Genomic DNA, 22665 nt, shown 5'->3' with positions numbered 1-22665 from the left:
GCCGTTCAGCGAGCGCCATTGTGCTGTGCGTCCTGTTTCGCCTATAGGTGCGCGATGACCAACGCCGACAGGGGCCGGGCGCCGATGCGCCGCACGCACGCCCGATGACTCCTTTCCCCTGGTCCGACGTCGCGATTATCGCGGTGCTGATCCTCCTCAACGGCCTGTTCGCCATGTCCGAGCTCGCAATCGTCTCGTCGCGCGACCCGCGGCTGCAGGCGGCGGAAAAGCGCGGGAGCCGCGGCGCGAAGATAGCGCGGCAACTCGCCGCCGACCCCGGCCGCTTCCTGTCGACCGTGCAGGTCGGCATCACCTTGATCGGCATTCTGGCGGGCGCCTATTCGGGCGCGAGTCTGGGGCAGCCGGTCGCCGACCGGCTCGTCGCCTGGTTCGGGCTCGACGCCGAACATGCCGAGGCTGCGGGGTTCGCGGTCGTCATCGGCATCACCACCTATTTCTCGTTGATTGCGGGCGAGCTGGTCCCGAAGCAGTTTGCGCTGCGCGCGCCCGAACGCATCGCGATCGCGATGGCGGGACCGATGGTCTGGCTGTCGCGCGTCGCGGCGCCGCTCGTCTGGCTGCTCGACAACAGCTCGGCGCTCGTCTTTCGCCTGCTCGGGCTCAGCCGCGAATCCGAGGACCGGGTGACCGCCGAGGAGTTGCACCTGATCGTCGCCGAGGCGTCGAAGTCGGGCCTGATCGAGGAAAGCGAGCGCGCGATCATTTCGGGCGTCGTGCGCCTCGCCGACCGGCCGGTGCGCGAGGTGATGACCCCGCGCAAGGACGTCGACTGGATCGACACGTCGCTCGACGCGCGCGGAGTGCGTGACAAGCTTCTCGAGACCCCGCACAGCCGATTGCCGGTCGCACGCGGGTCGGTCGACGACATCGTCGGCGTCGTGCAGGCGCGCGATATAGTGGCGGCGCTGTTTCGCGGCGACGTGATCGACCTCGAGCAGCTGATGCGGCCGGTAAAGGTCATCCACGACCAGCTCGACGCGATGGACGCACTCGAGGGGTTGCGCGCGGCCGAGGTGCCGATGCTGCTCGTCCACGACGAATATGGCCATTTCGACGGGCTGGTGACCCCCGCCGATCTGCTCTCCGCAATCGCAGGCGAATTCGCGTCCGACCAGGATATCGGCAGCGAGCCCTTCGTGGTCGAGCGCGAGGACGGCAGCCTGCTCATCGCGGGATCGATGCCCGCCGACCAGATGGCCGAGCGGCTGGGGATCGAGCTTGGCGACGACCGCGACTATGCAACCGCGGCGGGCCATGCGCTCGCGATCCTGAAACATCTGCCCAAGGAAGGCGAATGCTTCACCGACCGCGGCTGGAAGTTCGAGATCGTCGATATGGACGGGCGCAAGATCGACAAATTGCTGGTCAGTGAATTCCGCAAGCCGAAGGCGGAGGCGAGCGAATAGGTTGCTGCGATGCGGATCGGCATCGACGCGATGCTGATCCATTTCTATCTCTTGCGCCGCGGCGCCGGCCGGCTAGGTTGGGTTTCCATGCGAAACCTTACCGCCCCCATCGCCCTCGCCGCCGCCCTGCTCGCCGCCGCGCCCGTCCACGCCAAGCCCGCCGACACCGACGCGGCGAAAAAGATCCTGAAGGACAGCATCGCGATCCCGACGGTTATGGGCCGCGGCAAGGTTCCCGAGCTGGCGGCCTATTATGCGAGCGTGCTCAAGGCGGCGGGCTACACCGACGCCGACATCGAAATCACCCCGATGGGCGAGACCGCAACCTTCGCCGCGACCCTGCAGGGCACGACGAAGCAAAAGCCGATCGTCCTGCTCGGCCATATGGACGTCGTCGAGGCCGATCCGAAGGACTGGACGCGCGATCCCTTCGTTCCGGTCGAGGAAAATGGCTATATTTTCGGCCGCGGGTCAGAGGATAACAAGTTCGACGTCTCGATGATGGTCGCGACGATGGCGCAGCTCAAGAAGGACGGCTTCAAGCCCAGGCGCTCGATCATCCTGCTCCTGTCGGGCGACGAGGAAACCTCGATGACGACGACGCGCGCGCTCGCCGCCAAATACAAGAACGCCGAGTTCGCGCTCAACGGCGACGGCGGCGGCGGGCTGATCGGCGAGGACGGCAAGCCCAAATATTACGGACTGCAGGCGGGCGAGAAGACCTATGCCGACTTCACCCTCGAAGTCACCAATCCCGGCGGCCACAGCTCGCGCCCCGGCGCGATCAATGCGATCGCCGAGCTGTCCGAGGCGCTCGCCAAGATCGGCGCCTATCGCTTTACGCCGCAGCAGAACGAGCTGACCAGGGTCGGTATGCCGATCGTCGCCGATCAGGTCGGCGGCGACATCGGCGCGGCGCTGAAGGCTTTTGCCGCAAACCCGTCGGATGCGAAGGCGATCGCCGCGATCCGCGCCGACCCCGAATATGTCGGCCAGATCGGCACGACTTGCGTGCCGACGCTCGTCAAGGGCGGCCATGCCGAAAATGCGCTGCCCCAGCGCGCGACCGCGAACATCAATTGCCGCATCTTCCCGGGCGTGCCGGTCGAAGAGGTGCGCGCCGAACTGGTGAAGGTGATCGGCGACCCCGGCGTGACGGTGAACCCCGATCCCGACGCCAGCGCCAGCGACGCCTCGCCGCTGCGACCCGACGTGATGGCGGCGGTGGCGAAAGCGGTCCATGCGCGCGCGCCGGGCCTGCCGATCATCCCGTCGATGAGCGCGGGCGCGACCGACAGCTATCATTTCCGCATCCAGGGCGTGCCGAGCTACGGCGTCGCGGGGCTCTTCTCGAAAGCCAGCGACAGCTACGCGCACGGCCTCAACGAGCGCGTGCCCGTCGACGCGATCGCCCCCGCGCTGGCGCACTGGGACAGTCTGCTGCGCGACCTGTCGAAATAGCGCGCGGCCGCTCGCGCCCGCTCCCCGGTCGTCGTTTCCCCGATCAGGGGGCAGGCGCGGCCGCGCTCGCGGCTGCCTTCTGACACTGATAGACGAGGCGCTCGTTCGGGCTCGCGGGCAGGACGGCGCGGATCGCCTCCTGTTGGGTCGCGAGGCCCGCGAGTGCGTCGGGGTCGGCGGTGCAGCTCTTGAGCGTCACCCCGGCGCGAATCTCGCGCGCCCGCGTCATCGTGTCGGCGTCGAGCAGATAGCGTTCGACGCGATACTCCTTACCCGTCGGGTCGAGCGAGGCGACGGTGACGGTCGCGTCGTCGTTGGGGACGAGGATGCGCTGCCAATGGCCGTCGGCCCCCTGCGCATATTGGGTGCGGTCGTTGACACAGCCGTTCGCGGCGACCTTCATCGGCACGTCGGTGGTCGATGAGACGGTGATGCGGCTGCGGTCGGCGCGGATTGTGCAGAGGAACTGCCCCTCGGCGACCGTCGGCGCATCGGCGAAGACAGGTTTCGCTTTCTCCGCGGGCGGCTCGGCATGGGCGTCGGGGCGGGTGATGAAGACGACCGCCGCGGCCAGGATCAGCGCCGCACCGGCGCCGCCGGCGATCTTTGCGTTGCGGGCGTTCTTCTGGCCATGGAACATCAGGCCTGCGCCGGCCGACAGCGCGCCGATGACGAACAACACTCCGGCCAGCGCGATACGGTTCTCGCGCGCGGCAAGCGCTTCCTCATCGGCGCGCTCCTGCCTCAGCTGGCGGTCGCGCGCCGCGGCCTCTTCCTTCGCGGCATTGGCTTCGGCCGCCCTGCGTGCATCGGCGTCGAGCGCGGCTCGGTCGCGTGCATCGGCCTCGGCCATCGACAGGCAGGGCGTCCCGATCGAGCTGTAGGGCTGGTTCGCATCGGCAAGGAAGCGCGCGAGCTCGCGCGTCGAGATCGCGAAGGCGAAAGGCGAATCGCCTTCGTCTGCGCGGGTGATCGCGGCGTTGATGCCGACGACGCGGCCGCACTGGTCGACGAGCGGCCCGCCCGAATTGCCGCGCGAGATCTTTGCTGTATGGACGAGCGAATCGACACCCTCGACGAGCTGGCGGTTCGAGACATTGCCCTCGCTGCGCACCGGGGTGCGCGGGGTGATATAGTCGGCGGCGCTGCGCGCGGTCGCGAGATCGACGTTGCCCGGGTAGCCCAAGGCGACGACGTCGACCCCCGAATCGATCGGCCCCGAATAGACCGCGGCGGCGGGAACGCGCCCCTCGGTCATCTCGATCAGCGCGAGGTCGCGCTCGGTGTCGATCGCGATCAGTTTCGCGGCATAGCTTTTCTGCCCCTCCGACGGGACGACGCCCAGGGCGACATTGCCCGGGTAGCGCGCCGCCGATTCGACGACGTGCGCGTTGGTGACGATGCGCGTCGGCGAAATGGCGATGCCGCTGCCGTGGCCGAAGCCGACGACCTCGCCATCGACCATCGCCACGGTGACGACGCGCACGACGCTGCGCGAAACGGCGCTGATATCGTCGGCGGCGCGGGCGGGGAGGGTGACGGTGAGGAGGGCGAGCAGGAGCGCGAGGAAGCGGGTCATGGCGGCGAACCTAGCCGTTGAGGCCACGAAGGCAAGCCGCTGGACATGAAATGTCCTGCGTCCCCGCGAAGGCGGGAATCCGGCTGCCGAGGAGTCAAAGCGGAATGGCGCGAGCACGACTTTATAGTCAGCCAGTTACAGAATAGTCAGCCAGTTACAGATAAGGGCTCCACATCATCATCCACGCGCCCGCGCTGCCCGCGAGGATGACGACGCCGCCGATTGCCAGCAGCGCGGCGACGCCATTCCTGGCGGCAGGCGTCCCGCGTGCGTCGGCGCGGAGATAGAGTTCGGTCACCGCCAGCGGCAGCAGCGAGTTGGCGAAGGCAAGGAAGATGTCGAACGGTCCGTCCATCGCCTTGCCGATCCCCGCGCCGCCGGTCGCGATGCCCCACGCCATATAGCCGACCCGCATGAACCAGACGGCGGAAGCGACCGCGAACAGGCGCAGCGCCCAGCGGCGATGATCGGCAAAGCGGCGTGCGCGGGCAGCGCGATACGCCATCGCCGCAAAAGCCAGGATGAGCAGCGCGTCAAGCGTGATGCCGGCCGCGCCGATCAGGTTGAGCCAGGTGCCGCGACCCCATGTCAGCCACAGCCCGCCGAGCGACAGCATGAGCGCGGTCGCCAGATAGAGGCGGCCGTTCCAGCGATGGACCTGCGGCCAGCGACCCCGGATCGCCCGGACGAGCTGGATCAGCCCGCCGAAGGTGATCACCGCCGCCATCAGCACATGGGCCGCGAAGAAAAGATTGCCGCTCGCGTCGCCCGCGACGAAGCCCTTGATCAGCGGCTTGGCGTTCCATGCCGCGAAATCGCCCGACAGCGACGAGGGGTAATAGAAGAGCAGGATGAAAGCGGTGAAGAGCAATTGTCCCGCCGCGATCGACAGATAGCAAAAGGTCGCGGCGCGGCCCAGCCAGTCGGCGCGGCGCGCGGGCCGGGCGGATACGAGGGATGCGTCGATCGTCGCCATGGCAGACTCCCCGAAATTGTTGGGAGAATGGCGCTGTTGCCGAAGTGAGTCAATGATATAATACAGTAATACAGTTCGCTGCGATATTTTGAACGCAAGCATCGGGACGCGGCCGGGATCGAGGCGTGGCATTGGCGGTCCAGGCAAGAGAAAGGACAAGCCATGACCTATGTGATCCGGGGGCTCGACCCCGAACCCTTTTCCCGATTGTTCGACCTCGATGAGGCCGGCCTCGATGCCCTGAACGCCCGCCGCGTCACCGCGACCGCCGACCGCGGCTTTCCCTGCCGCATCAGCCTGGAGGACGCGAGGGCGGGGGAGGAGCTGATCCTGCTGCATCACACCAGCCACGACGTCGCGACGCCCTATCGCAGCGCCTATGCGATCTATGTCCGGCCCGGCGTTGAAGCGGCGACCTATCGCGGCGAGACGCCGCCGGTGTTCGAGGGCCGCCCGCTCGCGCTGCGCGCCTTCGACTCTGCAGGGATGCTGCAGACTGCGCGGCTCGCGGCGCCGGGAGAGGCCGACACGGCGATCCGCGACCTGTTCGCCGATGATGGCATTGCCTATATTCACGCTCACAACGCTGCGTATGGCTGCTTTGCCGCGCGGATCGAAAGGGATGCAGCATGACCGGCGATCTGATGACCGACGACGATCGCTGGGCGGCGGTGCTTCGCCGCGACCGCGCGCTCGACGGGCGCTTCGTGACCGGCGTGCTCACGACCGGCATCTACTGTCGGCCGAGCTGCGCCGCGCGGCATCCGCTGCGCGAGAATATCCGCTTCTTCGCCGACGGCGCCGCGGCTCGCGAGACGGGGCTTCGTCCGTGCAGGCGCTGCCTGCCTGACGACGTCGCGCGCGACGAGGGGGCGGTGCTCGCCGCGATCCAGGCGATCAAGGCGAGCGAAGAACCGCTCGCGCTCGCCGATCTTGCATCGCGCACCGGCTATTCGCCGACGCATTTCCAGCGCGTCTTCACCCGCCACACCGGTCTGTCGCCCGCCGCTTACGCCCGCGCGCTGCGCGAGGAGCGCGCGCGGCAGGCGCTGAGCGACGGGACAAGGGTGACCGACGCGATTTACGACGCGGGCTTTTCGGGGCCGTCGCGTTTCTATGACAATATGGAGGGACGCATGGGCATGACGGCTTCGGCGTGGGTGAATGGCGGCAAGGGCGCGACGATCCACTGGGCGGTCGTGTCGACCAGCCTTGGCGACATGCTCGTCGCGGCGACCGATAAAGGCGTGTGCCGCCTGAGCTTCGACGAGGGGCGCGAGGCGCTCGAAGAGCGGTTTCCCGCGGCCGAGCTGGTCGAAGGCGGTGACGAGTTTTCGGCGCTGCTGAAAGAGGTCGTCGACGCGGTCGAGGCGCCGACGGCCGGCTTCGATCATATCCCGATCGACGTGAAGGGCACCGCTTTCCAAGAAGCGGTGTGGCGCGAGCTGCGCAAGATTCCGGCGGGCGAGACGCGCAGCTATGCCGATATCGCTGCAGCCGTCGGCAAGCCCAAGGCGGTGCGCGCGGCGGGGAGCGCGAATGGGGCAAATAACGTGGCGGTGTTGATCCCGTGCCACCGCGTGGTACGCAGCGACGGGTCGCTCGGCGGCTACGCCTATGGCCTGCCGATCAAGCGCGAGCTTCTGAAGAGGGAAAGCAAATGACCGATAAAGTGGCCGAGTTCCGCGCGCTGCACGTTCCGGGCAACCCGCTGATCCTCGTCAATATCTGGGATGCCGGGAGCGCGCGCGCGGTCGCCGGCGCGGGCGCGAAGGCGATCGCAACGGGCAGCTTTGGTGTCGCGGGCGCGCAGGGCCGCGCCGACGGCGAGGATTTCCCGCTCGAGGATGTGTTCGAAAATCTGGACCGTATCCTGTCGGTGACCGACCTGCCGGTCACGATCGACATGGAATCGGGCTATGGCGCCGATCCGGCTGCGGTCGGCGCTTCGGTCGGCCGCGCGAAGGCGGCGGGCGCGGCGGGGATCAATATGGAGGACCGGCTGCCCGGCGAGAACGCGCTGCTGCCGGTCGCCGAGGCGGTGGCGCGCTATCGCGCCGCGGCCGACACCGGCATCTTCGTCAATGCGCGTTGCGACACGTTTCGCGGGGCTGACGTCGCAAAGGACGGCGCGGCGCTGGTCGCCGCGACGCTCGAACGCGCGCGTGCCTACGCCGACGCGGGCGCAGGGTCGCTGTTCGTGCCTTTCCTGCTCGACCCGAAATCTATCGGCGCGATCTGCGAAGGCTCGCCGCTGCCGGTGAACATATTGCGCGGCAAGGGCGGCCCGACGCATCGGGAACTGGCCGCGCTCGGCGTCGCGCGGATCAGCCACGGGCACCAGCCGTGGGCAGGGGCGATGGCGTGGCTCGCTGCGCAAACCGCGCAGGTTCTGGGCGGCGAAGAGCCAGACTATTGAGGCAGGGTCAGTCGGCGCTTTCGTCGTCGGCCGCGGCCTTTCCTTCGCTTTTTGCCTTCATCGCTTCGAGCCGGTCGAGCAGCGCCGGGCCGTCGCCATTGCCATGCGGATCGTAGGCGATGCTCTTGGCGAGGGCGATGGCGCGGTCGAACTTGCCCCGATTCGCAAGCGCAAAGGCGTAGTTGATCCGCGCCTCGCCATTTTCGGGCCCAAGTTCGAATGCGCGCGCGAGACCGTCGATTGCGATCGACGGCGGCTCGCGGCCCTGAGGGGCGAAGCTCTGGAAATAGGCCAGCAGCGGCACCGGATCGTCGGGGTTGGTCTGATTGGCGAGGATGATCGGCTTGCGCGCGGCGTTCCAGTCGGCCGCCGAGGGATCGTCCTTCTCGCGCAGCGCGTCGAGCATGATGCGGCCGAGCAGGACATTGGCGCGGACATGCTTGGGGTCGAGCGCCAGCGCCTTGTCGACGGACGCACGCGCGGCGCCGGAGTCGCGCTTTTCCTTGCCCCGGTCCCATTCGGCCATCGCCAGCTCGTACCAGACGTCGGCGTCGCCCGGATACTGCGCCGCCAGCTTCGCCAAGCCATCGCGCACCTTGCTCAGCCGCTCCTCGTCGCCGCTCGCGCTCTTGCGCTCGAGCTGCAGCGGCAGCATCGCATCGTCGGCGGGTGACAGCGGCGTGATCGTGACGGTGGCCGAAACGGCTATCGGTTCGCCCGTGGTGCGATAGGATAGGCGCTGTTTCAGATAGGTGTTGAGGTCGCGGTCGAGCTGCGTCAGGTCGCCGAAGGCGTCGGTCGCGGCCTTCTTCGCCTCCACCCCCTTGTTGATCGCGCCCAGATAGGCGCCGAGCTGGCCCGAGCGCGTGGTACTGCTGTAGAGCATGTGGGTGAGCAGCCAGGCGCGCCCGTAATAGACGTCCATCTGGCCCGAATTGCGCATCGTGCCCGGCCGCTGGAAGAGCAGGGTCTCCGCCGGGATCTTGGGCATTTCGAGCAGGCCGTAGGCGCGTCCATAAGGTGGTTTGCCGATCTCCGCCTTGCCGTCCTTGGTGAAATCGGTGGTCGAATAATATTCGGCAAAGCCCTCGATGAACCAGGCGGGGAAGGCGGCGTGCAGGTAGCGCCGCATGAAATGATGCCCATATTCGTGGAACAGCGTCTGCTGCCATTCGGGCGTGCCCTTGATGACCGTGCTCTCGCGGTTCGAAACCGCGAAGCTGCCTTCGGGGTCGGCGCTGTAGAAGCCCGCGATCGATGGCCCCAGCCGGCCCGCGGTGAGTCTGCCGGCATCGGCGGCGCGCTCGACCAGATAGATGGTCAGGCGGTTGGGCTCTTTCACGCGCGAAATGCCGAAGCGCAGGCTGAGCGTCGCGTCGAAGCGTTCGAGCTTGTCGGCAAAGTCGCGCAGCGATTTCTCGCTGCCCTCGCTGTAGATGATGAAATTGTCGGTATCGGCGCGCAGCCATTTGGCCTCAGCCCTGTCTGCCCCGCCCATGATCGCGATTCCGGCCAGCAGGCCCAAACCGGCTTTCTTCATTCTGCGCCCCCGTCCCCTGATGCCGCAATGCTGCCAGCACCGTCCGACGGTGTAAAGGGCTGGTACGACTATACAAAGCTATATGGATCAATATCGATCGCGAGGCGCGCCTTCGCCGGCCAGTCGATGCGGCCGACCCAGTCGCGGATCGCCCCTTGCAGGTCGAAACTGCGCGGCGCGTGGAGCAAAAGGCGGAAGCGGTGGCGGCCGCGGAGCATCGCGAGCGGCGCGGGGGCAGGGCCGTAGATGGCGAGTCCGTCGGCGACCGGCGCCTTCTCGCCCAGCCTCTTGGCAACGCCGCGGGCGACCTCGATATCCTCGGACGAGATGACGAGCGCAGCGAAGCGGCCATAGGGCGGCGCGCCGGCTTGCCTTCGCGCCGCGGCCTCGGCGGCGTAGAAGCCCTCGCGGTCGTTCGCGACGAGCGCGGCCATGACGGGGGCGTCGGGGACTCGGGTCTGGATCAGCACTGCGCCGGGCTTGACCCCGCGACCCGCGCGGCCCGCGACCTGCGCGATCTGCTGGAAGGTGCGCTCGGACGCGCGAAGGTCGCCGCCGTCGAGGCCGAGGTCGGCGTCGACGACGCCGACGAGCGTCAGGTTCGGGAAATGATAGCCCTTGGTCACGAGCTGGGTGCCGATGATGATGTCGACCATGCCCGCCTCGACCGCATCGACGAATTCGGCGGCCTTCGCGGGTGACCACAGGGTATCCGAGGTGACGATCGCGGTGCGCGCTTCGGGAAAGCGTAAGCTCACCTCATCGGCAACACGCTCCACCCCGGGGCCGCAGGCGACCAGGCTGTCCTCGTCCTCGCACTCGGGGCAGAGGCGCGGCGGCGGCATGACATGCCCGCAATGATGGCACGCGAGGCGGTGAACGAGCCGATGCTCGACCATCCATGCGGTGCAGTTCGGGCATTGGATGCGGTGGCCACAGGTGCGGCAGAGCGTCAGCGGCGCGAAGCCGCGGCGGTTGAGGAAGAGCAGGCTCTGCTCGCCCTTGTGAAGCCGGTCGGCGAGCGCGTCGACGAGTGGCGGCGCGAGCCAGCGCCCGCGGTCGGGCGGGTCTTGCCGCATGTCGATCGCCGCGAGGTCGGGCAGCGTCGCGCCGCCGTAGCGCGCAGGGAGGACGATGTGGCGGTAGCGGCCCGCCTCGACCATCGCGAGACTTTCGAGCGCCGGGGTCGCGCTCGCGAGGACGACCGGCAGCCCCTCGAAATGCCCGCGCATCACCGCGACGTCACGCGCGTGATAATGGACGCCGTCCTCCTGCTTGAAGCTCGTCTCATGCGCCTCGTCGACGACGATGACCCCAAGGTTGCCATAGGGCAGGAACAGCGCCGAGCGTGCGCCGACGACGATCTTCGCCTCGCCCGCGGCGATGCTGTGCCAGGCGCGGCGACGTTCGGTCGAGCGCAGGCCCGAGTGCCAGGCGACGGGCTCGCAACCGAAGCGCGCGGCGAAGCGCGTCAGCATCGGCTCGGTGAGCGCGATTTCGGGGAGCAGCACCAGCGCCTGCTTGCCCGCCTCGACCGCGGCGGCGATCGCCTCCATATAGACTTCGGTCTTGCCCGACCCGGTGACGCCGTCGAGCAGCAAAGTCTCGAATTTCGCCGCGGCGACCGCGTCCCTCAGTTGCTGCGCGGCGGCGGATTGCTCGTCGGAGAGGTCGGGCGGGGCAAAGTCGCTGTCGGGCTCGGGATAGGGCTGGTCGGCCGAGACGCTGACCGCTTCGAGCGCCCCGGTCTGGACGAGCCCGCGGATCACCGCCTCGCTGACTTCGGCCATGGCGGCGAGTTCGCGGACGATGCCCTGCCGCGTGCCGATCTTTTCGAGCGCGACGGTGCGCTGCGGGGTCATCCGCGCCGGCAATTCGCCGGTGGCGCGATATTCGACGATCGGGCGCCGCGCGTCGGTAAAGGCCGCGCCGGGCAGCACCATGCGCAGCACCGACCCGGGCGGTGCGAGATAATAGTCGCTCGTCCATTCGACCAGCTTGCGCAGCGGCGCGGCGACGGGCGGGACCGGCACGACCTCGAACAGGTTGCGCAGGCGGTTGTCGCCGACGGGCTCGGGGGCGCCGAAACTGGCGTCCTCCCACACCACGCCGCCCATCCGCCGCGGGCCGAGCGGCGCGACGACGACGCTGCCGAGCGGGGCTTCGCTGCCATAGGGCACGCGATAGTCGAGCGGGCCGAGGGCGGCGGTCAAAAGGAGGACGCGGGCGCGGGTCATGAAGCGAGCAGGATATAGGGCTGCCGGTAAAATAGGAAAGCGGCTAGGGTCCGGCCGAAGGCGATGCTTGTGTCACCGTCGCCTCCGGGTTGCGCACGCGATGACCGAGGAGGATGAAGCACTGTCCGCTCCCCGCCGCAGAGCGGCCCATCACTGCCTGGGCATCATGGAATTCGCTTCGCCGGATAGGGCGTGCCGTCCTTGTGGAAATAGCCGTCGGGCGTAAAAACCATGTCGATGTCGGAATAGCCTCCGCCGGTATCATATTTCCTGCCGCCGCCCAGCGCGACGAACACGCAATCGGCATCCGATTCATTGATCAGATGATGGCCGTTGGTGCTGCCTTTCGGCCACACCGCGATATCGCCCGCGCGCATCGGCCAGCGGCCGTCATCCTCGACAAGCACCGCCTCGCCCGAAATCATCACCAGCATCTCGTCCTCGCCGTCGTGCCAGTGGCGCTGCGACGACCAGGCGCCGGGTTTCAGCACGACGTGGCTCGCCGCGAAGTCGCTGATCCCGCCCGGCGGCGCAAGGCGGCGATACCAGCGCCCCTGTACCGGCGCGTCATAGGGCGCGGGATAGCCGGTGGCATTGGTCTGCGGGATGGCGTCGAGATCGAGCTTGGGCATGGCAGTCCCTTTCCTTGTTCTTCCTTTGTTTCGCACAACGCGGGTCCGATGCAAAGCCTCGACTTGGTGCGGCGCAAGCGGGTAAGGGAGCGGCATGAGCAACGCCGTCGATCCCGTCACCCTCGCGCAGGCGCTGATCGCCGCACCCAGCATCTCGCCCGCCACGGGCAGCGTTTTCGACGTGCTCGAGGCAGCGCTGACGCCCCTTGGTTTCACGGTCGAGAGGTTCATCGACGGCATCGAACCCGACGGGCCGGTCGAGAATCTGCTCGCGGTGCGTGCTGGCAAGGGGCCCGTGCATTTCGGCTTCGCGGGGCATCTCGATGTGGTGCCGCCGGGCGTCGGCTGGACGAGCGATGCTTTCGTGCCGGAGATCCGTGGTGATTTGCTCTACGGCCGCGGGGCGGTCGACATGAAGGGCGCGATCGCCTCTTTCGTTGCCGCCGCCGCTGCGACCCCGGCCGAAGCGGGGACGATCAGCCTGATCATCACCGGCGACGAGGAGGGGCCCGCGATCTTCGGTACCCGTGCGCTGATGGAGCATATGGATGCGCGCGGCATAAGGCCCGACATGATCGTCGTCGGCGAGCCGACATCGGTCAACCGGCTCGGAGATATGGTGAAGATCGGGCGGCGCGGCTCGGTCAATATCTGGATCGACGTGCCGGGGACGCAGGGCCATGTCGCCTATCCCCACCTCGCCGACAACCCAATCCCCAAGCTGGTCAGGATATTGGCGGCGATCGACGCGGTCAGCCTCGACGCCGGGACCGACTGGTTCCAGCCGTCGAACATCGAATTCACCGATATCGAGGTCGGCAATGGCGCGACCAACGTTATCCCCGCCTCGGCGCGCGCGCGGCTGTCGATCCGCTTCAACGACCAGCATCGCGGCGCCGATCTCGTCGCGATGGTCGAGCGGCTGGCGCAGGACGTCGAGCCGCTGGCGAAGGTCGTGGGCAGGATTTCGGGCGAAGCCTTTCTGACCCCGCCGGGCGAACTGTCGGGGCTTGTCGCCGAGGCGATCCATGCCGAGACCGACCTGATGCCCGAAATGTCGACGACCGGCGGCACCTCCGACGCGCGTTTCCTCCACGCGCTGTGCCCGGTGGTCGAATTCGGCCTCACCAACGCGACGATGCACAAGCTCGACGAGGCGGTCGCGGTCGACGACCTGCACAAGCTGACCGCCATCTATCGCGGCATTTTGATGCGCGCCTTCCTCTAGTCTTCTCTTGGGCGGCGCAGGATCACATAGACCGCGCCGCCGCCGCCGTGGCTGATATGCGCGGGGCGCAGCGCGACGATCCGGTCGGCATAGGGCGACACCGACAGCCAGTCGGGCAGCGAGGCGCGGATCGCGCCGCGCGGACGCGGATCGCCGTGCATCAGCGGCAAGCGGTCGGCGCCTGGGCGCAATCGCCCGGCAACCACCAGCAGGACACGCGCCCCGCGCATCAGGGCGCGCCCGATCGCCTCGTCGAGTAGAGCCTGCGCCGAGGCGAGGCTGTGCCCGTGAAGGTCGATGGTCATCTCGGGGCGCACGAGCCCCTTGCGCAGGCGCCGGTCCCAATGGCCGTCGAGGGTCGCGCCCGACCAGCTACGCCGCCGTGGCGGCAAGCGGACCGGATCAGGTGTAGCGGCAGGCGCGGCGGTGCTTCGCGGCGTGGCTTTCGGCGGGCGCACGGTCGGCGGGGCCTTGGGCTCGGGTGCTGCGGGGCGCTTGACGATCGGCTCGACGGTCGCCGCGACCCTTTTCCAGAGCGCCGTTTCGTGCGGATCGAGCCGGCGTGCCATGTCAGGGTCGCGGGGCGAGCCGCGCGACGCTCGCGCGCGGCAGGAGGAGCAGCGCCGCGCCGCGCGCCGCCATGCCGCCGGCGATCGCGCGCGCCTGATCGCCCGCGCCCCAGAAACTGTCGAAGCGGTTCGCGCCCTTTATCGCGCCGCCGGTGTCCTGTGCGATCCAAAGCCCGTTCGGTTCGGCGCGGTCGAGCGACAGGAAGACCGGCGCGCCGAGCGGCACAAATTTGGGATCGGCGGCAAGGCTTGAGCGCGCGGTCACCGGCACGCCGAGCGCGCCGAGCGGTCCGGGGCCGGTGACTTCGCGAAAGAAGACCCAGCTCGGATTCTCGTTCATCACCGCCGCGCCGCGCACCGGATCGGCGCGTAGATAGTCGAGGATGCCCTGCATCGACGCCTGTCCGCGCTGCAACTCGCCGCGGTCGAGCAGGAGCTTGCCGATGCCGACATAATCGCGGCCGTTCTGACTGTCGTAGCCGATCCGCATGATGGCGCCGTCGGGCAGACGGAGGCGCCCCGACCCCTGCACCTGCAGGAAGAAGAATTCGGCGGCGTCGGCCGCCCAGGCGATTTCGAGCCCGCGGTTCGCGAGCGCGCCGCTCTCGATCGCGGTGCGGTCGTAATAGGGAATGAGATTGCTGCCTTCGACGCGGCCGCGGATCTTCTTGCCAGCGAGGTCGCCCGAAAACTGGCCGAGGTCGACGTCGACCAGGTCGGCGGGGCGGCGATAGATGGGCACGTCATAGCCCGGGCGCGGGGTCCGCGATCCGGCGATTTCGGGCTCGTAATAGCCGGTGACGAAGGCGGTGCCCGCGCCGACCTGGACGGTCCCGAAATAGCGGCTGAAGAAATTGGTCGCGTCGCGGTCGGCCCAGTCTTTCGCGGCGGCACAGCTTTCGGTCCATTCGGCGTTCTGGGTGAGACCGCTCGTGTCGGTGCGGCGGAGCAGCGACGGGCAGCTCAGGCGAAACGCCTTAAGCGCGGCGGTCGCCTGTTCGGCGCCGATCCCCAGCTCGGTATATTCCGGCCCGGCGATCACGCCCGCCTCGGCCGCGGTCGTCGCTGTCGCGGACGGGGCGGGGGCCGGTAGCGGCGGATTGGGTGTCGCAGGGACCGGCTGCGCGGCGACACTCCCGGTTTCCGATGGGCGCGGCGTATAGGGGCGCGGGGAACCGACGGGCGTGGGCGCAGGCGTGGGGGCCTGCGTCGCAGCGGCCGGACGCGGGCCCGCTTCGGGGATCACCGAAGTGCAGGCCGACAGCAACGGCAGGAAGGCCAAGAGGGCGAAGCTGGATCGGCGCGCCAGCGGCGCCCGGTGCGTCTTCGCGTCAGCCACGGAAATCAGGCGGCTTCGACTTCGTCGAGCAACCAGTTCGGATCGCTGCTGCCGAGCTGGCGGCGGAAGGTCCAGAAATCGTCGGTCTGCGACGCGTCGCTCATCGACCCCGCGATCATCTTGCCGTCGGCGTCGCGGGTGACGGCGCTGATGTCGGCCCGGTAGCGGACGGTGATCCGCGCCTCGCGGCGGTCGATCTCGACCGCAGTGATCTTTGCCGAATCGATCCCGATCAGGCGGTTGTCGAGTTTCTCGCCGCGCGCCTCGCGCGCTTCGATCGCGGTAACGAAACCATCGTAGCTGTCGTCGTCGCAGAGGTCGCGGAGCGTGTCTCGGTCGCCGGTCCAGAAGGCCTCGAGGATCATCCGATACGCCGCCTCGGCGCCCTCCATGAAGCGGCCGGCGTCGAAATTGCGATCGCTCGCGAGCAGCTGGCGAAGGCCCGCTTCGGCGGCGGGTTCATAGACGAGGCCTGTCCCGCCGGGCGCGGCCGCCTGCGGCGCGCTCAACGTGTCGGCGTCGTCGAGGCGAACCGGCGCGGAGGCAGAAGGCGAGGTTGGACGGTCGTCGCGGCGCGGGAGCACGGGTTCCTGCTCGTGCCCCGTTCGCTTGCCGAGCACCGAGTAGAGCCGCATACCCAAAAAGGCAGCGATCATGGCGAGCAGGACGATCGAAAAAGCGGTCACAGGCAAATATCCAGTGCGGACGATGGAAAATCTTGGTTCAACATAGGCGATCCGCGGCCATGTTTCAAATCACCATGACCGCAGGCTTGCGGCAGGTCAACGATTCGCGCCCATTGTGCTGACGCTTCGCCGCTGCTAAGCGCCGCGGCAACGCGCCGCCTTCGCGGCCGATCCTTCCCATTCTTTTCCAACGAAAGCGTTAAGATCATGGCTGACGAGACCAGCAGCGACTTCAACCCCGCCCTGCAGCCGAACGGCGAGGATACCGCGCCCGCGATCGGCCTGATCTCGCAATATGTGAAGGATCTGTCGTTCGAGAATCCGAACGCGCCCGCCGTCTACCAGTGGCAGTCGGCGCCGCAGGTCGATGTCCAGTTCAACATCGGTGCCGACAACGTCGGCGAAAATCTGTACGAAGTGTCGCTGAAGATCGACATCACGTCGAAGACCGACGAGGGCACGTCGTTCATCGTCGACCTGAAATATGCCGGCCTGTTCGGCGTCCGCAACGTCCCCGACGACCAGCTGCAGCCGTTCTTCCTGGCCGAAGCGCCGCGCATCCTCTTCCCCTTCGCGCGCCGCGTCGTCGCCGACGTCGTGCGCGACGGCGGCTTCGCGCCTTTGCTCCTCGAACCGATCGATTTCCACGGCCTGTTCATGCAACAGGCGCAGGCGATGCAGGCCGAGGCGGCCGGCGACGTCGTGGTCGGTCAGGCCTAAACCCCGCGACGGGGGCAGGCGAAGGGGTTGAGCAGCCTCGTCAAAAGCGTGGGGACGATCGGCGGCCTGACGATGGTCAGCCGCCTTTTCGGCTTTGCGCGCGACATGCTGCTTGCCCGCGTCCTCGGCGCCGGGCTCGCCGCCGACGCCTTCCAGCTGGCCTTCACCCTGCCCAACACCTTCCGCCGCCTGTTTGCGGAAGGGGCCTTTTCGGTCGCCTTCGTGCCGATGTACAGCCGCGCGCTGCACGGAACGGGACAAGGCGGAGCGGGCGGTGAGGAAGCGGCGGCGAAATTCGCCGACGATGTGCTCTCGGTCTTCCTCTGGGTGCTGCTCGGCTTCTCCGCGATCATGATGGTTGTGATGCCCGGGATCGTGTGGCTGCTCGCGCGCGATTTCCAGCAGGTGCCGGGCAAGTTCGACTTCGCGGTGTTCCTGAGCCGCGTGACCTTTCCCTATCTGGCGCTCATCAGCCTCGTCGCGATGCTCTCGGGCCTGCTCAACGCGCGCTCGCGCTTCGCGCCCGGCGCCTTTGCGCCGGTATTGCTCAATATCGTGCTGATCGGCGGGATCGTCACCGGCTGGTGGCTGCGGGGGCCCGGCGGCGACGACCGGATCGTTGCGGAAGCGCTCGCGATCGCGGTGAGCCTCGCGGGCGTCGTTCAGCTCGCCTATATGGTGTGGGCGGTGCGGCGCGCCGGCCTGACGCTCCACTGGCGCCTCCCGAAATTCACCCCCGAGGTGAAGCGGCTCGGGGCGCTGATTCTGCCCGCGACCTTCGGCGCCGGCATCTATCAGGTCAGCCAGTTCGTCGACACCTTCTTCGCGACCTCGCTGCCGCAGGGGTCGCTGACTTTGCTCAAGCTTGCCGACCGGCTCAACCAGTTGCCGCTCGGGATCGTCGGCATCGCGCTGGGCACCGCGATCCTGCCGATGCTCTCGCGCCACATCCACAGCGGCGACGCATCGGAGGCACAGCGGTTGCAGGCGAACGCGTTCGAAATCGCCACGCTGCTGACGCTCCCCGCCGCCGCCGCGCTCGCGATCTGCGCTCCGGCGTTCGTCACCGCCTTCTTCGTCGGGGGCAAGTTTACGGCCGGCGACGGCGTGGTCATGGCGCAAATCGTCGTCGCGCTGATCTGCGGCCTGCCCGCCTATGTGATCGTGAAAATCCTCAATCCCGGCTTCTTCGCGCGCGAGGATACCAAGACGCCGGTGTGGACCGCGCTTGCCTCGCTGCTCGTCAACATCGCGATCAACCTCTATGTCGTCGAACGCTATGGCATCGTCGGGCTCGCCGGAGCGACCGCGGTGTCGGCGTCGGTCAATTGCCTGTTGCTCTATACGGTGCTTCATCGTCGCGGTTGGTTCCATTTCACGGCGAAGCTCGCCGGGCGCATCGCGCGCCAGCTGGTTGCGGTCGCGGCGATGGCGGCATTGCTCCTCTATATGATGCCGCTGATGGAGCCCTTTTACGGCGGCAGTGCCTTCGAGCGCATCTGGTCGCTCGCCATCCTCGTCGCCGCGGGCGGCATGGTCTTTTTTGCCGCCGCCTTCGCGACCGGCGCGCTTGACAAGGATCTGCTCGCCATGCTGACGCGGCGGCGCCGCAATGGCGCGGCGACCACGAAGGAATAAGGCATGCGGACGCTATCGGGCATCCAGCCCACCGGAAATTTGCACCTCGGCAATTATCTGGGCGCGATTCGCAACTGGGTGCGGATGCAGGACGATATGCCGGGGGAAAAGCTTTACTTCCTCGCCGACCTTCACGCGATCACCGTCCACAACGACCCGGCCGAGCTCACCGCGAACACGCGCGAAATGGCGGCGGCGCTGATGGCGGCCGGTATCGACCCCGACAAGGCGATCCTGTTCAACCAGGCGCGCGTCCCCGCGCATGCCGAACTCGCCTGGCTGCTCTTCTGCACCGCGCGGATCGGCTGGCTCAACCGGATGACGCAGTTCAAGGAAAAGTCGGGCAAGAACCGCGAGGGCGCGAGCGTCGGCCTCTATGCCTATCCGGTACTGCAGGCGGCCGACGTGCTGCTCTATCAGACGACGCACGTCCCCGTCGGCGACGATCAGAAACAACATCTCGAGCTCGCGCGCGACATCGCGACCAAGTTCAACCTCGATACCGGGACCGAGACCTTCACGCTTCCCGAGCCGACGATCCCGCCGACCGCGGCGCGGATCATGAGCCTGCGCGACGGGACGGCGAAGATGTCGAAATCGGACCCGAGTGACGCGAGCCGGATCAACCTGATCGACGATCCCGATACGATCATGGCGAAGATCCGGAAGGCGAAGACCGATCCCGAACCGCTGCCGTCCGAAGCCGCGGGGCTCGAAGGTCGGGCCGAGGCGGCCAATCTCGTTTCGATATATGCCGCGATGGCCGATGAAAGCGTCGATCAGGTGCTCGCGCGCTTTGCGGGGCAGGGGTTCGGGGCGTTCAAGCCGGCACTCGGCGAATTGCTCGTCGAGACGCTGCGGCCGATCGCGACGCGCTTTGCCGAATTGAAGGCCGATCCGGCGGCGATCGACGCGGCGCTGGAAGCCGGCGCGGCGCGCGCCGCGGCGCTCGCCAAGCCGACGCTCGATGCCGCCTATGCCGCGCTTGGGCTCTGCCGTTAAACCTTCGTCTCATTACGAAAAATCTTGTTTGCCGGTTCCACCTCCCCATATCGGGGAGATGGAACCGCCGCGCGACGAAGCGGGTTCAACCAAGGTTAAGTCGCATCGATATAGTCATGCTATAAAAGGCGCCGTGTGTGCCGATCCGAATCACGGAGCAGAGACATGAGCAAGATCAATTTCCGGCATCTCGGCCTGGCCGCCATGACGGGTGCCGCACTGGCGCTCGCAAGCTGCGCGACGCCTTTCAAGGCCGATGTCGCGCGCTTCCAGACGCAGCTTCCCGCGCCGCAGGGCCAGAGTTTTGCGATCGAGGCGAGCAATCCCGCGTTGCAGGGCGGCATCGAGTTCGGCCAATATGCCAATCTCGTGGCGGGCGAACTCACCCGCTACGGCTATCGTCCTGCCAGTAGCGGGGAGCGCCCGGACCTTGTCGTCCGCATGGACTATGGCGTCGACAAGGGCCGCGAGAAGGTCGTCTCGAGCCCCGGCTTCGGCGATCCATGGTACGGCGGCTGGGGTCCTTCCTATTATCGCCCCGTGATCGTCCGCGGTTCGGGCGGCCGCCGCTATGTCTATGGCTATCGCGACCCCTTCCTGTGGGGCGGTTTCGGACCCGGCTGGGGTTATAACGACGTGTCGAGCTACACCGTCTACACCAGCGGCCTCAACCTCCAGATCAACCGCGCCGCCGATGGTTATCGCCTGTTCGAAGGCCATGCCGAAGCGCAGTCGCGCGACAATAATCTGCAGGCGATCGTCCCGAACCTCGTCGAGGCGATGTTCACGGGCTTCCCCGGCAATTCGGGCGAGCGCGTGCGCATCACCGTGGCGCCGCCCGAAAAGGGCTGATCGCCAAGCGGCAAGCGACAAGAAAAAAGGCCCGGCTTCCCCAGGGAAGCCGGGCCTTTTCCTTGGTGCGACCCAATCAGCTGTTCAGGCTGCGCCGGATGGCGGCAATTTCGGCGTCGAGTTCGCTGTCGGCGACGCGCAGCGCCTCGACCGTGCGTACGGCGTGAATCACCGTCGAATGGTCGCGCCCGCCGAAGCGGCGACCGATCTCGGGATAAGAGCGCGGCGTCAGTTCCTTTGCGAGATACATCGCGACCTGACGCGGGCGGGCGACGGCGCGGACGCGGCGCTTCGAGGCCATTTCCGACTTGTCGAGACGGTAGTGAGCGCACACTGCGCGCTGGATCTCGTCGATCGTGATCCGCGGGCGAGCGCTGCGAACATTCTCCGCCAGCCGGTCTTCGGCGAGCGCGAGGTCGACCGTCGTGCCGGTGAGCGCGGCGTAGGCGAGCAGCTTGTTGAGCGCGCCTTCAAGCTCGCGGATGTTGCGGGTGAAATGCTTGACCAGATAGGCAACGACCGCGTCGGGCACCTCGACCATCGGCATCGCGGCGAGCCGCTGGCGGATGATCCGTTCGCGAAGATCATCCTCGGGCGCCTCAATGTCGGCGACGAGCCCGCCCGATAGGCGCGACAGGAGCCGTGCCTCGACCCCGTCGAGCATCGCCGGCGGCCGGTCGGCGGTGACGACGAGGCGCTTGCCCGCGGTCATCAGGTCGTCGATCGTGTGAAGCAGCTCTTCCTGCGTCGAATTCTTTCCGATCACGAACTGCAGGTCGTCGAGCAGCAGCAGGTCGGCGGCGCGCAACCGCGCCTTGAACGCCATCATGTCGCCGCCGCGCATCGCGCCGACGAATTCGAGCATGAACTTCTCGGCCGACATCAGGATGATATTCGCGGTCGGGTGCGACGCGGCATAATCCTGCGCGATCGCCTGAAGCAGGTGCGTCTTGCCCTGACCGGTACCCGAGCAGAGATAGAGCGGGTTGAACTGCGGTGTCTCGGCCATCGCCATGCGCCGTGCGGCATTGGCGGCGAGAATGTTCGAGCGCGCGACGACGAAACGGTCGAACGAGAGGCGCGGATCGAAACCGAGCAGGGCAGGGTTCGCGGTGGGGGCCGGTTGCGGCGCCTCGAACGCGGGGAGCGGCTGCGACGACAGGGCGGTCGCACGGTCGGCGGCCGCTGCGCCGCCGCGCACCGTTACCCCGTGCACCGTGGGCAATTGCTGCCGCCACGCGAGTTCGAGCCGTTCGCCAAAGCGTTCGTTGATCCAGTTTGCCGAAAAGCGGCTGGCGGTCTCGAGCGTCACGACGCCCGAAAGTGCGCAATAGTCGGCAAAGCGGACCGGCTTCAGCCAATGGTCGAAGGTGCGCGCGCCGAGGTCGCGGCGCAGCCCCTCTGCAACGCGCGGCCAGAGCATAGCGGCGTCTCCACCGCTCACAGCCCCATCCCTTGCGTCCATCCCATGCCGATTCCTGCTTTGTATCACCCGTGTCGCCCCCTGAAGTCCCCCACCGTCCAGACGCTTCGCGCGGCCTGCGCACATACTGGTCCGTCACAGCCCACGCCTAGGGCGCAAGCCTCCTGTCCCGGACACGCAGTCCGAAAAAGAACGAATCATGTCGATGTGGCGGCCGCCAGCGAAGGCCGACGACACCCCTGTCTAGGCAGGCGGTGCCGAGTCGATCAAGGGGCGCTCATGTAAAAATACTGAAATAAAAATCTTGACTCCCGATGGGGTCAGGAATCGCGCCAAGATCAATTTTTATTCAATAATTTCAATATATTATTTGTGACATCGTTTGTGACGCTAGCGAATCGCGAGAATTCCGTGACTTACCGCGCTGCAACACAAATGCCATCGCCGAGTCACAAAGTGGGCCATAAAAAAGGACCCGCCGACTGGGTGCCGACGGGTCCTTTTTGTTCCCTTTCGGGACAATGGGTTCAGGCGATCGCGCGGTTAGGCGATCGCGTTCACGCTCTTGGTCAGGCGCGCATATTTGCGGGCGACCGTGTTCTTGTGGAGCACGCCCTTGGCAACGCCGCGCGCCATTTCGGGCTGTGCCGCCTTCAGCGCGGTCGCCGCAGCGTCCCTGTCACCCGAAGCGACGGCGGCCTCGACCTTCTTCACCAGCGTGCGGATGCGCGAAACGCGATTCTTGTTGATCGTGGCACGCGCCTGGTTGCGGCGGATGCGCTTCTTTGCCTGCGGCGTATTGGCCATAAATTCCTCTAGTCTTTCAAACGGTCTACATGGTCGGAGCACAGCCTCAGCGGAGCAGCCGAATCGCGCGAAAGCAGCGAATCAATGTCCGGATGCGGCCGGTTCCGGACGACCGGACCCTGCTCGAAGG

The 22665-nt window shown here is 67.3% G+C and carries 20 protein-coding genes; 10 read left to right on the top strand and 10 right to left on the bottom strand.

Going from position 1 to position 22665, the window contains the following annotated elements; translation table 11 throughout:
• Nucleotides 1-104 precede the first annotated feature (104 nt).
• Both QOL68_RS11270 and QOL68_RS11265 read left to right on the top strand, forming a co-directional pair.
• Nucleotides 105-1427 (top strand): hemolysin family protein, encoded by a 1323-nt coding sequence (locus QOL68_RS11270; RefSeq protein ID WP_282949398.1) that lies wholly within the window; start codon nt 105-107, stop codon nt 1425-1427.
• 87 nt (nt 1428-1514) lie between these two features.
• Nucleotides 1515-2888, top strand: a complete 1374-nt coding sequence (locus tag QOL68_RS11265) for a M20/M25/M40 family metallo-hydrolase (protein ID WP_282949524.1) — start codon at nt 1515-1517, stop codon at nt 2886-2888.
• A gap of 43 nt (nt 2889-2931) precedes the next feature.
• Here the strand turns inward: QOL68_RS11265 and QOL68_RS11260 are convergent, their stop codons facing one another.
• Together QOL68_RS11260 and QOL68_RS11255 are read right to left on the bottom strand one after the other, a co-directional pair.
• Complete coding sequence (locus tag QOL68_RS11260) at nt 2932-4467, bottom strand: S1C family serine protease (RefSeq protein WP_204992199.1); 1536 nt, start codon at nt 4465-4467, stop codon at nt 2932-2934.
• 154 nt (nt 4468-4621) lie between these two features.
• Nucleotides 4622-5443, bottom strand: a complete 822-nt coding sequence (locus QOL68_RS11255) for a DUF2306 domain-containing protein (protein ID WP_282949399.1) — start codon at nt 5441-5443, stop codon at nt 4622-4624.
• A gap of 162 nt (nt 5444-5605) precedes the next feature.
• Between QOL68_RS11255 and QOL68_RS11250 the strand changes: the two genes are divergently transcribed.
• Genes QOL68_RS11250 through QOL68_RS11240 form a run of 3 tightly spaced genes read left to right on the top strand, consistent with a single transcriptional unit; the run spans nt 5606 to nt 7862 of the window.
• Complete coding sequence (locus QOL68_RS11250) at nt 5606-6076, top strand: DUF1203 domain-containing protein (protein ID WP_282949400.1); 471 nt, start codon at nt 5606-5608, stop codon at nt 6074-6076.
• Entirely contained in the window at nt 6073-7107 is a 1035-nt protein-coding gene (gene ada, locus QOL68_RS11245) for a bifunctional DNA-binding transcriptional regulator/O6-methylguanine-DNA methyltransferase Ada (RefSeq protein WP_282949401.1), read from the top strand. Before QOL68_RS11250 ends, ada begins: the two co-directional genes overlap by 4 nt.
• Nucleotides 7104-7862: an isocitrate lyase/PEP mutase family protein gene (locus tag QOL68_RS11240; RefSeq protein WP_282949402.1), complete on the top strand. Its 759-nt coding sequence runs from the start codon at nt 7104-7106 to the stop codon at nt 7860-7862. The genes ada and QOL68_RS11240 overlap by 4 nt, the downstream gene beginning before the upstream one ends.
• A 7-nt stretch (nt 7863-7869) precedes the next feature.
• Here QOL68_RS11240 and QOL68_RS11235 read toward each other — a convergent pair whose 3' ends face one another.
• From QOL68_RS11235 to QOL68_RS11225, 3 genes are all read right to left on the bottom strand, one after another.
• Nucleotides 7870-9402, bottom strand: coding sequence for a tetratricopeptide repeat protein (locus tag QOL68_RS11235; protein WP_282949403.1), 1533 nt, complete (start codon nt 9400-9402; stop codon nt 7870-7872).
• 68 nt (nt 9403-9470) lie between these two features.
• Nucleotides 9471-11639 carry a primosomal protein N' gene (locus QOL68_RS11230; protein WP_282949404.1) on the bottom strand — a complete coding sequence of 723 codons (2169 nt, stop codon included), beginning with the start codon at nt 11637-11639 and terminating at the stop codon, nt 9471-9473.
• Nucleotides 11640-11803: 164 nt separating this feature from the next.
• Nucleotides 11804-12271, bottom strand: a complete 468-nt coding sequence (locus QOL68_RS11225) for a cupin domain-containing protein (RefSeq protein WP_282949405.1) — start codon at nt 12269-12271, stop codon at nt 11804-11806.
• A gap of 94 nt (nt 12272-12365) precedes the next feature.
• Here QOL68_RS11225 and dapE point away from each other — a divergent pair, with 94 nt between their 5' ends.
• The gene (dapE, locus tag QOL68_RS11220) at nt 12366-13499 is read left to right on the top strand and encodes a succinyl-diaminopimelate desuccinylase (protein ID WP_282949406.1); all 1134 of its coding nucleotides are present in this window, start codon (nt 12366-12368) and stop codon (nt 13497-13499) included.
• Here dapE and QOL68_RS11215 read toward each other — a convergent pair.
• Genes QOL68_RS11215 through QOL68_RS11205 form a run of 3 tightly spaced genes read right to left on the bottom strand, consistent with a single transcriptional unit; the run spans nt 13496 to nt 16093 of the window.
• Nucleotides 13496-14068, bottom strand: coding sequence for a Smr/MutS family protein (locus QOL68_RS11215; RefSeq protein ID WP_282949407.1), 573 nt, complete (start codon nt 14066-14068; stop codon nt 13496-13498). The two genes, dapE and QOL68_RS11215, sit on opposite strands and share 4 nt — an antisense overlap.
• A gap of 1 nt (nt 14069) precedes the next feature.
• Nucleotides 14070-15407, bottom strand: a complete 1338-nt coding sequence (mltA, locus tag QOL68_RS11210; RefSeq protein WP_282949408.1) for a murein transglycosylase A — start codon at nt 15405-15407, stop codon at nt 14070-14072.
• Nucleotides 15408-15412: 5 nt separating this feature from the next.
• Nucleotides 15413-16093 carry a Tim44/TimA family putative adaptor protein gene (locus tag QOL68_RS11205; RefSeq protein ID WP_156416603.1) on the bottom strand — a complete coding sequence of 227 codons (681 nt, stop codon included), beginning with the start codon at nt 16091-16093 and terminating at the stop codon, nt 15413-15415.
• A 207-nt stretch (nt 16094-16300) separates the two neighbouring features.
• Between QOL68_RS11205 and secB the strand changes: the two genes are divergently transcribed.
• The 4 genes from secB to QOL68_RS11185 all read left to right on the top strand — a co-directional run bounded on the left by secB (nt 16301) and on the right by QOL68_RS11185 (nt 20305).
• The gene (gene secB, locus QOL68_RS11200) at nt 16301-16813 is read left to right on the top strand and encodes a protein-export chaperone SecB (RefSeq protein WP_058456313.1); all 513 of its coding nucleotides are present in this window, start codon (nt 16301-16303) and stop codon (nt 16811-16813) included.
• 27 nt (nt 16814-16840) lie between these two features.
• Entirely contained in the window at nt 16841-18451 is a 1611-nt protein-coding gene (gene murJ, locus QOL68_RS11195) for a murein biosynthesis integral membrane protein MurJ (RefSeq protein ID WP_282949409.1), read from the top strand.
• A gap of 3 nt (nt 18452-18454) precedes the next feature.
• Nucleotides 18455-19453 carry a tryptophan--tRNA ligase gene (trpS, locus tag QOL68_RS11190; protein ID WP_058456312.1) on the top strand — a complete coding sequence of 333 codons (999 nt, stop codon included), beginning with the start codon at nt 18455-18457 and terminating at the stop codon, nt 19451-19453.
• Between the two features lie 165 nt (nt 19454-19618).
• A complete protein-coding gene (locus QOL68_RS11185; RefSeq protein ID WP_058456311.1) occupies nt 19619-20305 on the top strand; it encodes a DUF4136 domain-containing protein in 687 nt (228 codons plus the stop codon).
• A 76-nt stretch (nt 20306-20381) separates the two neighbouring features.
• Here the strand turns inward: QOL68_RS11185 and dnaA are convergent, their stop codons facing one another.
• Entirely contained in the window at nt 20382-21728 is a 1347-nt protein-coding gene (gene dnaA / locus QOL68_RS11180; RefSeq protein ID WP_283404304.1) for a chromosomal replication initiator protein DnaA, read from the bottom strand.
• A gap of 543 nt (nt 21729-22271) precedes the next feature.
• Nucleotides 22272-22535, bottom strand: coding sequence for a 30S ribosomal protein S20 (rpsT, locus tag QOL68_RS11175; protein WP_282949411.1), 264 nt, complete (start codon nt 22533-22535; stop codon nt 22272-22274).
• Nucleotides 22536-22665 lie beyond the last annotated feature (130 nt).

It is taken from the genome of Sphingopyxis sp. Geo25 (assembly GCF_949769135.1).
Taxonomy (GTDB): domain Bacteria; phylum Pseudomonadota; class Alphaproteobacteria; order Sphingomonadales; family Sphingomonadaceae; genus Sphingopyxis.
This window is presented reverse-complemented; position numbering and strand designations above follow the sequence as displayed.

Excerpts from the sequence above, each read along its gene's own strand:
- QOL68_RS11270 (WP_282949398.1), top strand. The coding sequence starts at position 105 with ATGACTCCTTTCCCCTGGTCCGACGTCGCGATTATCGCGGTGCTGATC.
- QOL68_RS11265 (WP_282949524.1), top strand. The coding sequence starts at position 1,515 with ATGCGAAACCTTACCGCCCCCATCGCCCTCGCCGCCGCCCTGCTCGCC.
- QOL68_RS11260 (WP_204992199.1), bottom strand. The coding sequence starts at position 4,467 with ATGACCCGCTTCCTCGCGCTCCTGCTCGCCCTCCTCACCGTCACCCTC.
- QOL68_RS11255 (WP_282949399.1), bottom strand. The coding sequence starts at position 5,443 with ATGGCGACGATCGACGCATCCCTCGTATCCGCCCGGCCCGCGCGCCGC.
- QOL68_RS11250 (WP_282949400.1), top strand. The coding sequence starts at position 5,606 with ATGACCTATGTGATCCGGGGGCTCGACCCCGAACCCTTTTCCCGATTG.
- ada (WP_282949401.1), top strand. The coding sequence starts at position 6,073 with ATGACCGGCGATCTGATGACCGACGACGATCGCTGGGCGGCGGTGCTT.
- QOL68_RS11240 (WP_282949402.1), top strand. The coding sequence starts at position 7,104 with ATGACCGATAAAGTGGCCGAGTTCCGCGCGCTGCACGTTCCGGGCAAC.
- QOL68_RS11235 (WP_282949403.1), bottom strand. The coding sequence starts at position 9,402 with ATGAAGAAAGCCGGTTTGGGCCTGCTGGCCGGAATCGCGATCATGGGC.
- QOL68_RS11230 (WP_282949404.1), bottom strand. The coding sequence starts at position 11,639 with ATGACCCGCGCCCGCGTCCTCCTTTTGACCGCCGCCCTCGGCCCGCTC.
- QOL68_RS11225 (WP_282949405.1), bottom strand. The coding sequence starts at position 12,271 with ATGCCCAAGCTCGATCTCGACGCCATCCCGCAGACCAATGCCACCGGC.
- dapE (WP_282949406.1), top strand. The coding sequence starts at position 12,366 with ATGAGCAACGCCGTCGATCCCGTCACCCTCGCGCAGGCGCTGATCGCC.
- QOL68_RS11215 (WP_282949407.1), bottom strand. The coding sequence starts at position 14,068 with ATGGCACGCCGGCTCGATCCGCACGAAACGGCGCTCTGGAAAAGGGTC.
- secB (WP_058456313.1), top strand. The coding sequence starts at position 16,301 with ATGGCTGACGAGACCAGCAGCGACTTCAACCCCGCCCTGCAGCCGAAC.
- trpS (WP_058456312.1), top strand. The coding sequence starts at position 18,455 with ATGCGGACGCTATCGGGCATCCAGCCCACCGGAAATTTGCACCTCGGC.
- QOL68_RS11185 (WP_058456311.1), top strand. The coding sequence starts at position 19,619 with ATGAGCAAGATCAATTTCCGGCATCTCGGCCTGGCCGCCATGACGGGT.
- dnaA (WP_283404304.1), bottom strand. The coding sequence starts at position 21,728 with ATGCTCTGGCCGCGCGTTGCAGAGGGGCTGCGCCGCGACCTCGGCGCG.
- rpsT (WP_282949411.1), bottom strand. The coding sequence starts at position 22,535 with ATGGCCAATACGCCGCAGGCAAAGAAGCGCATCCGCCGCAACCAGGCG.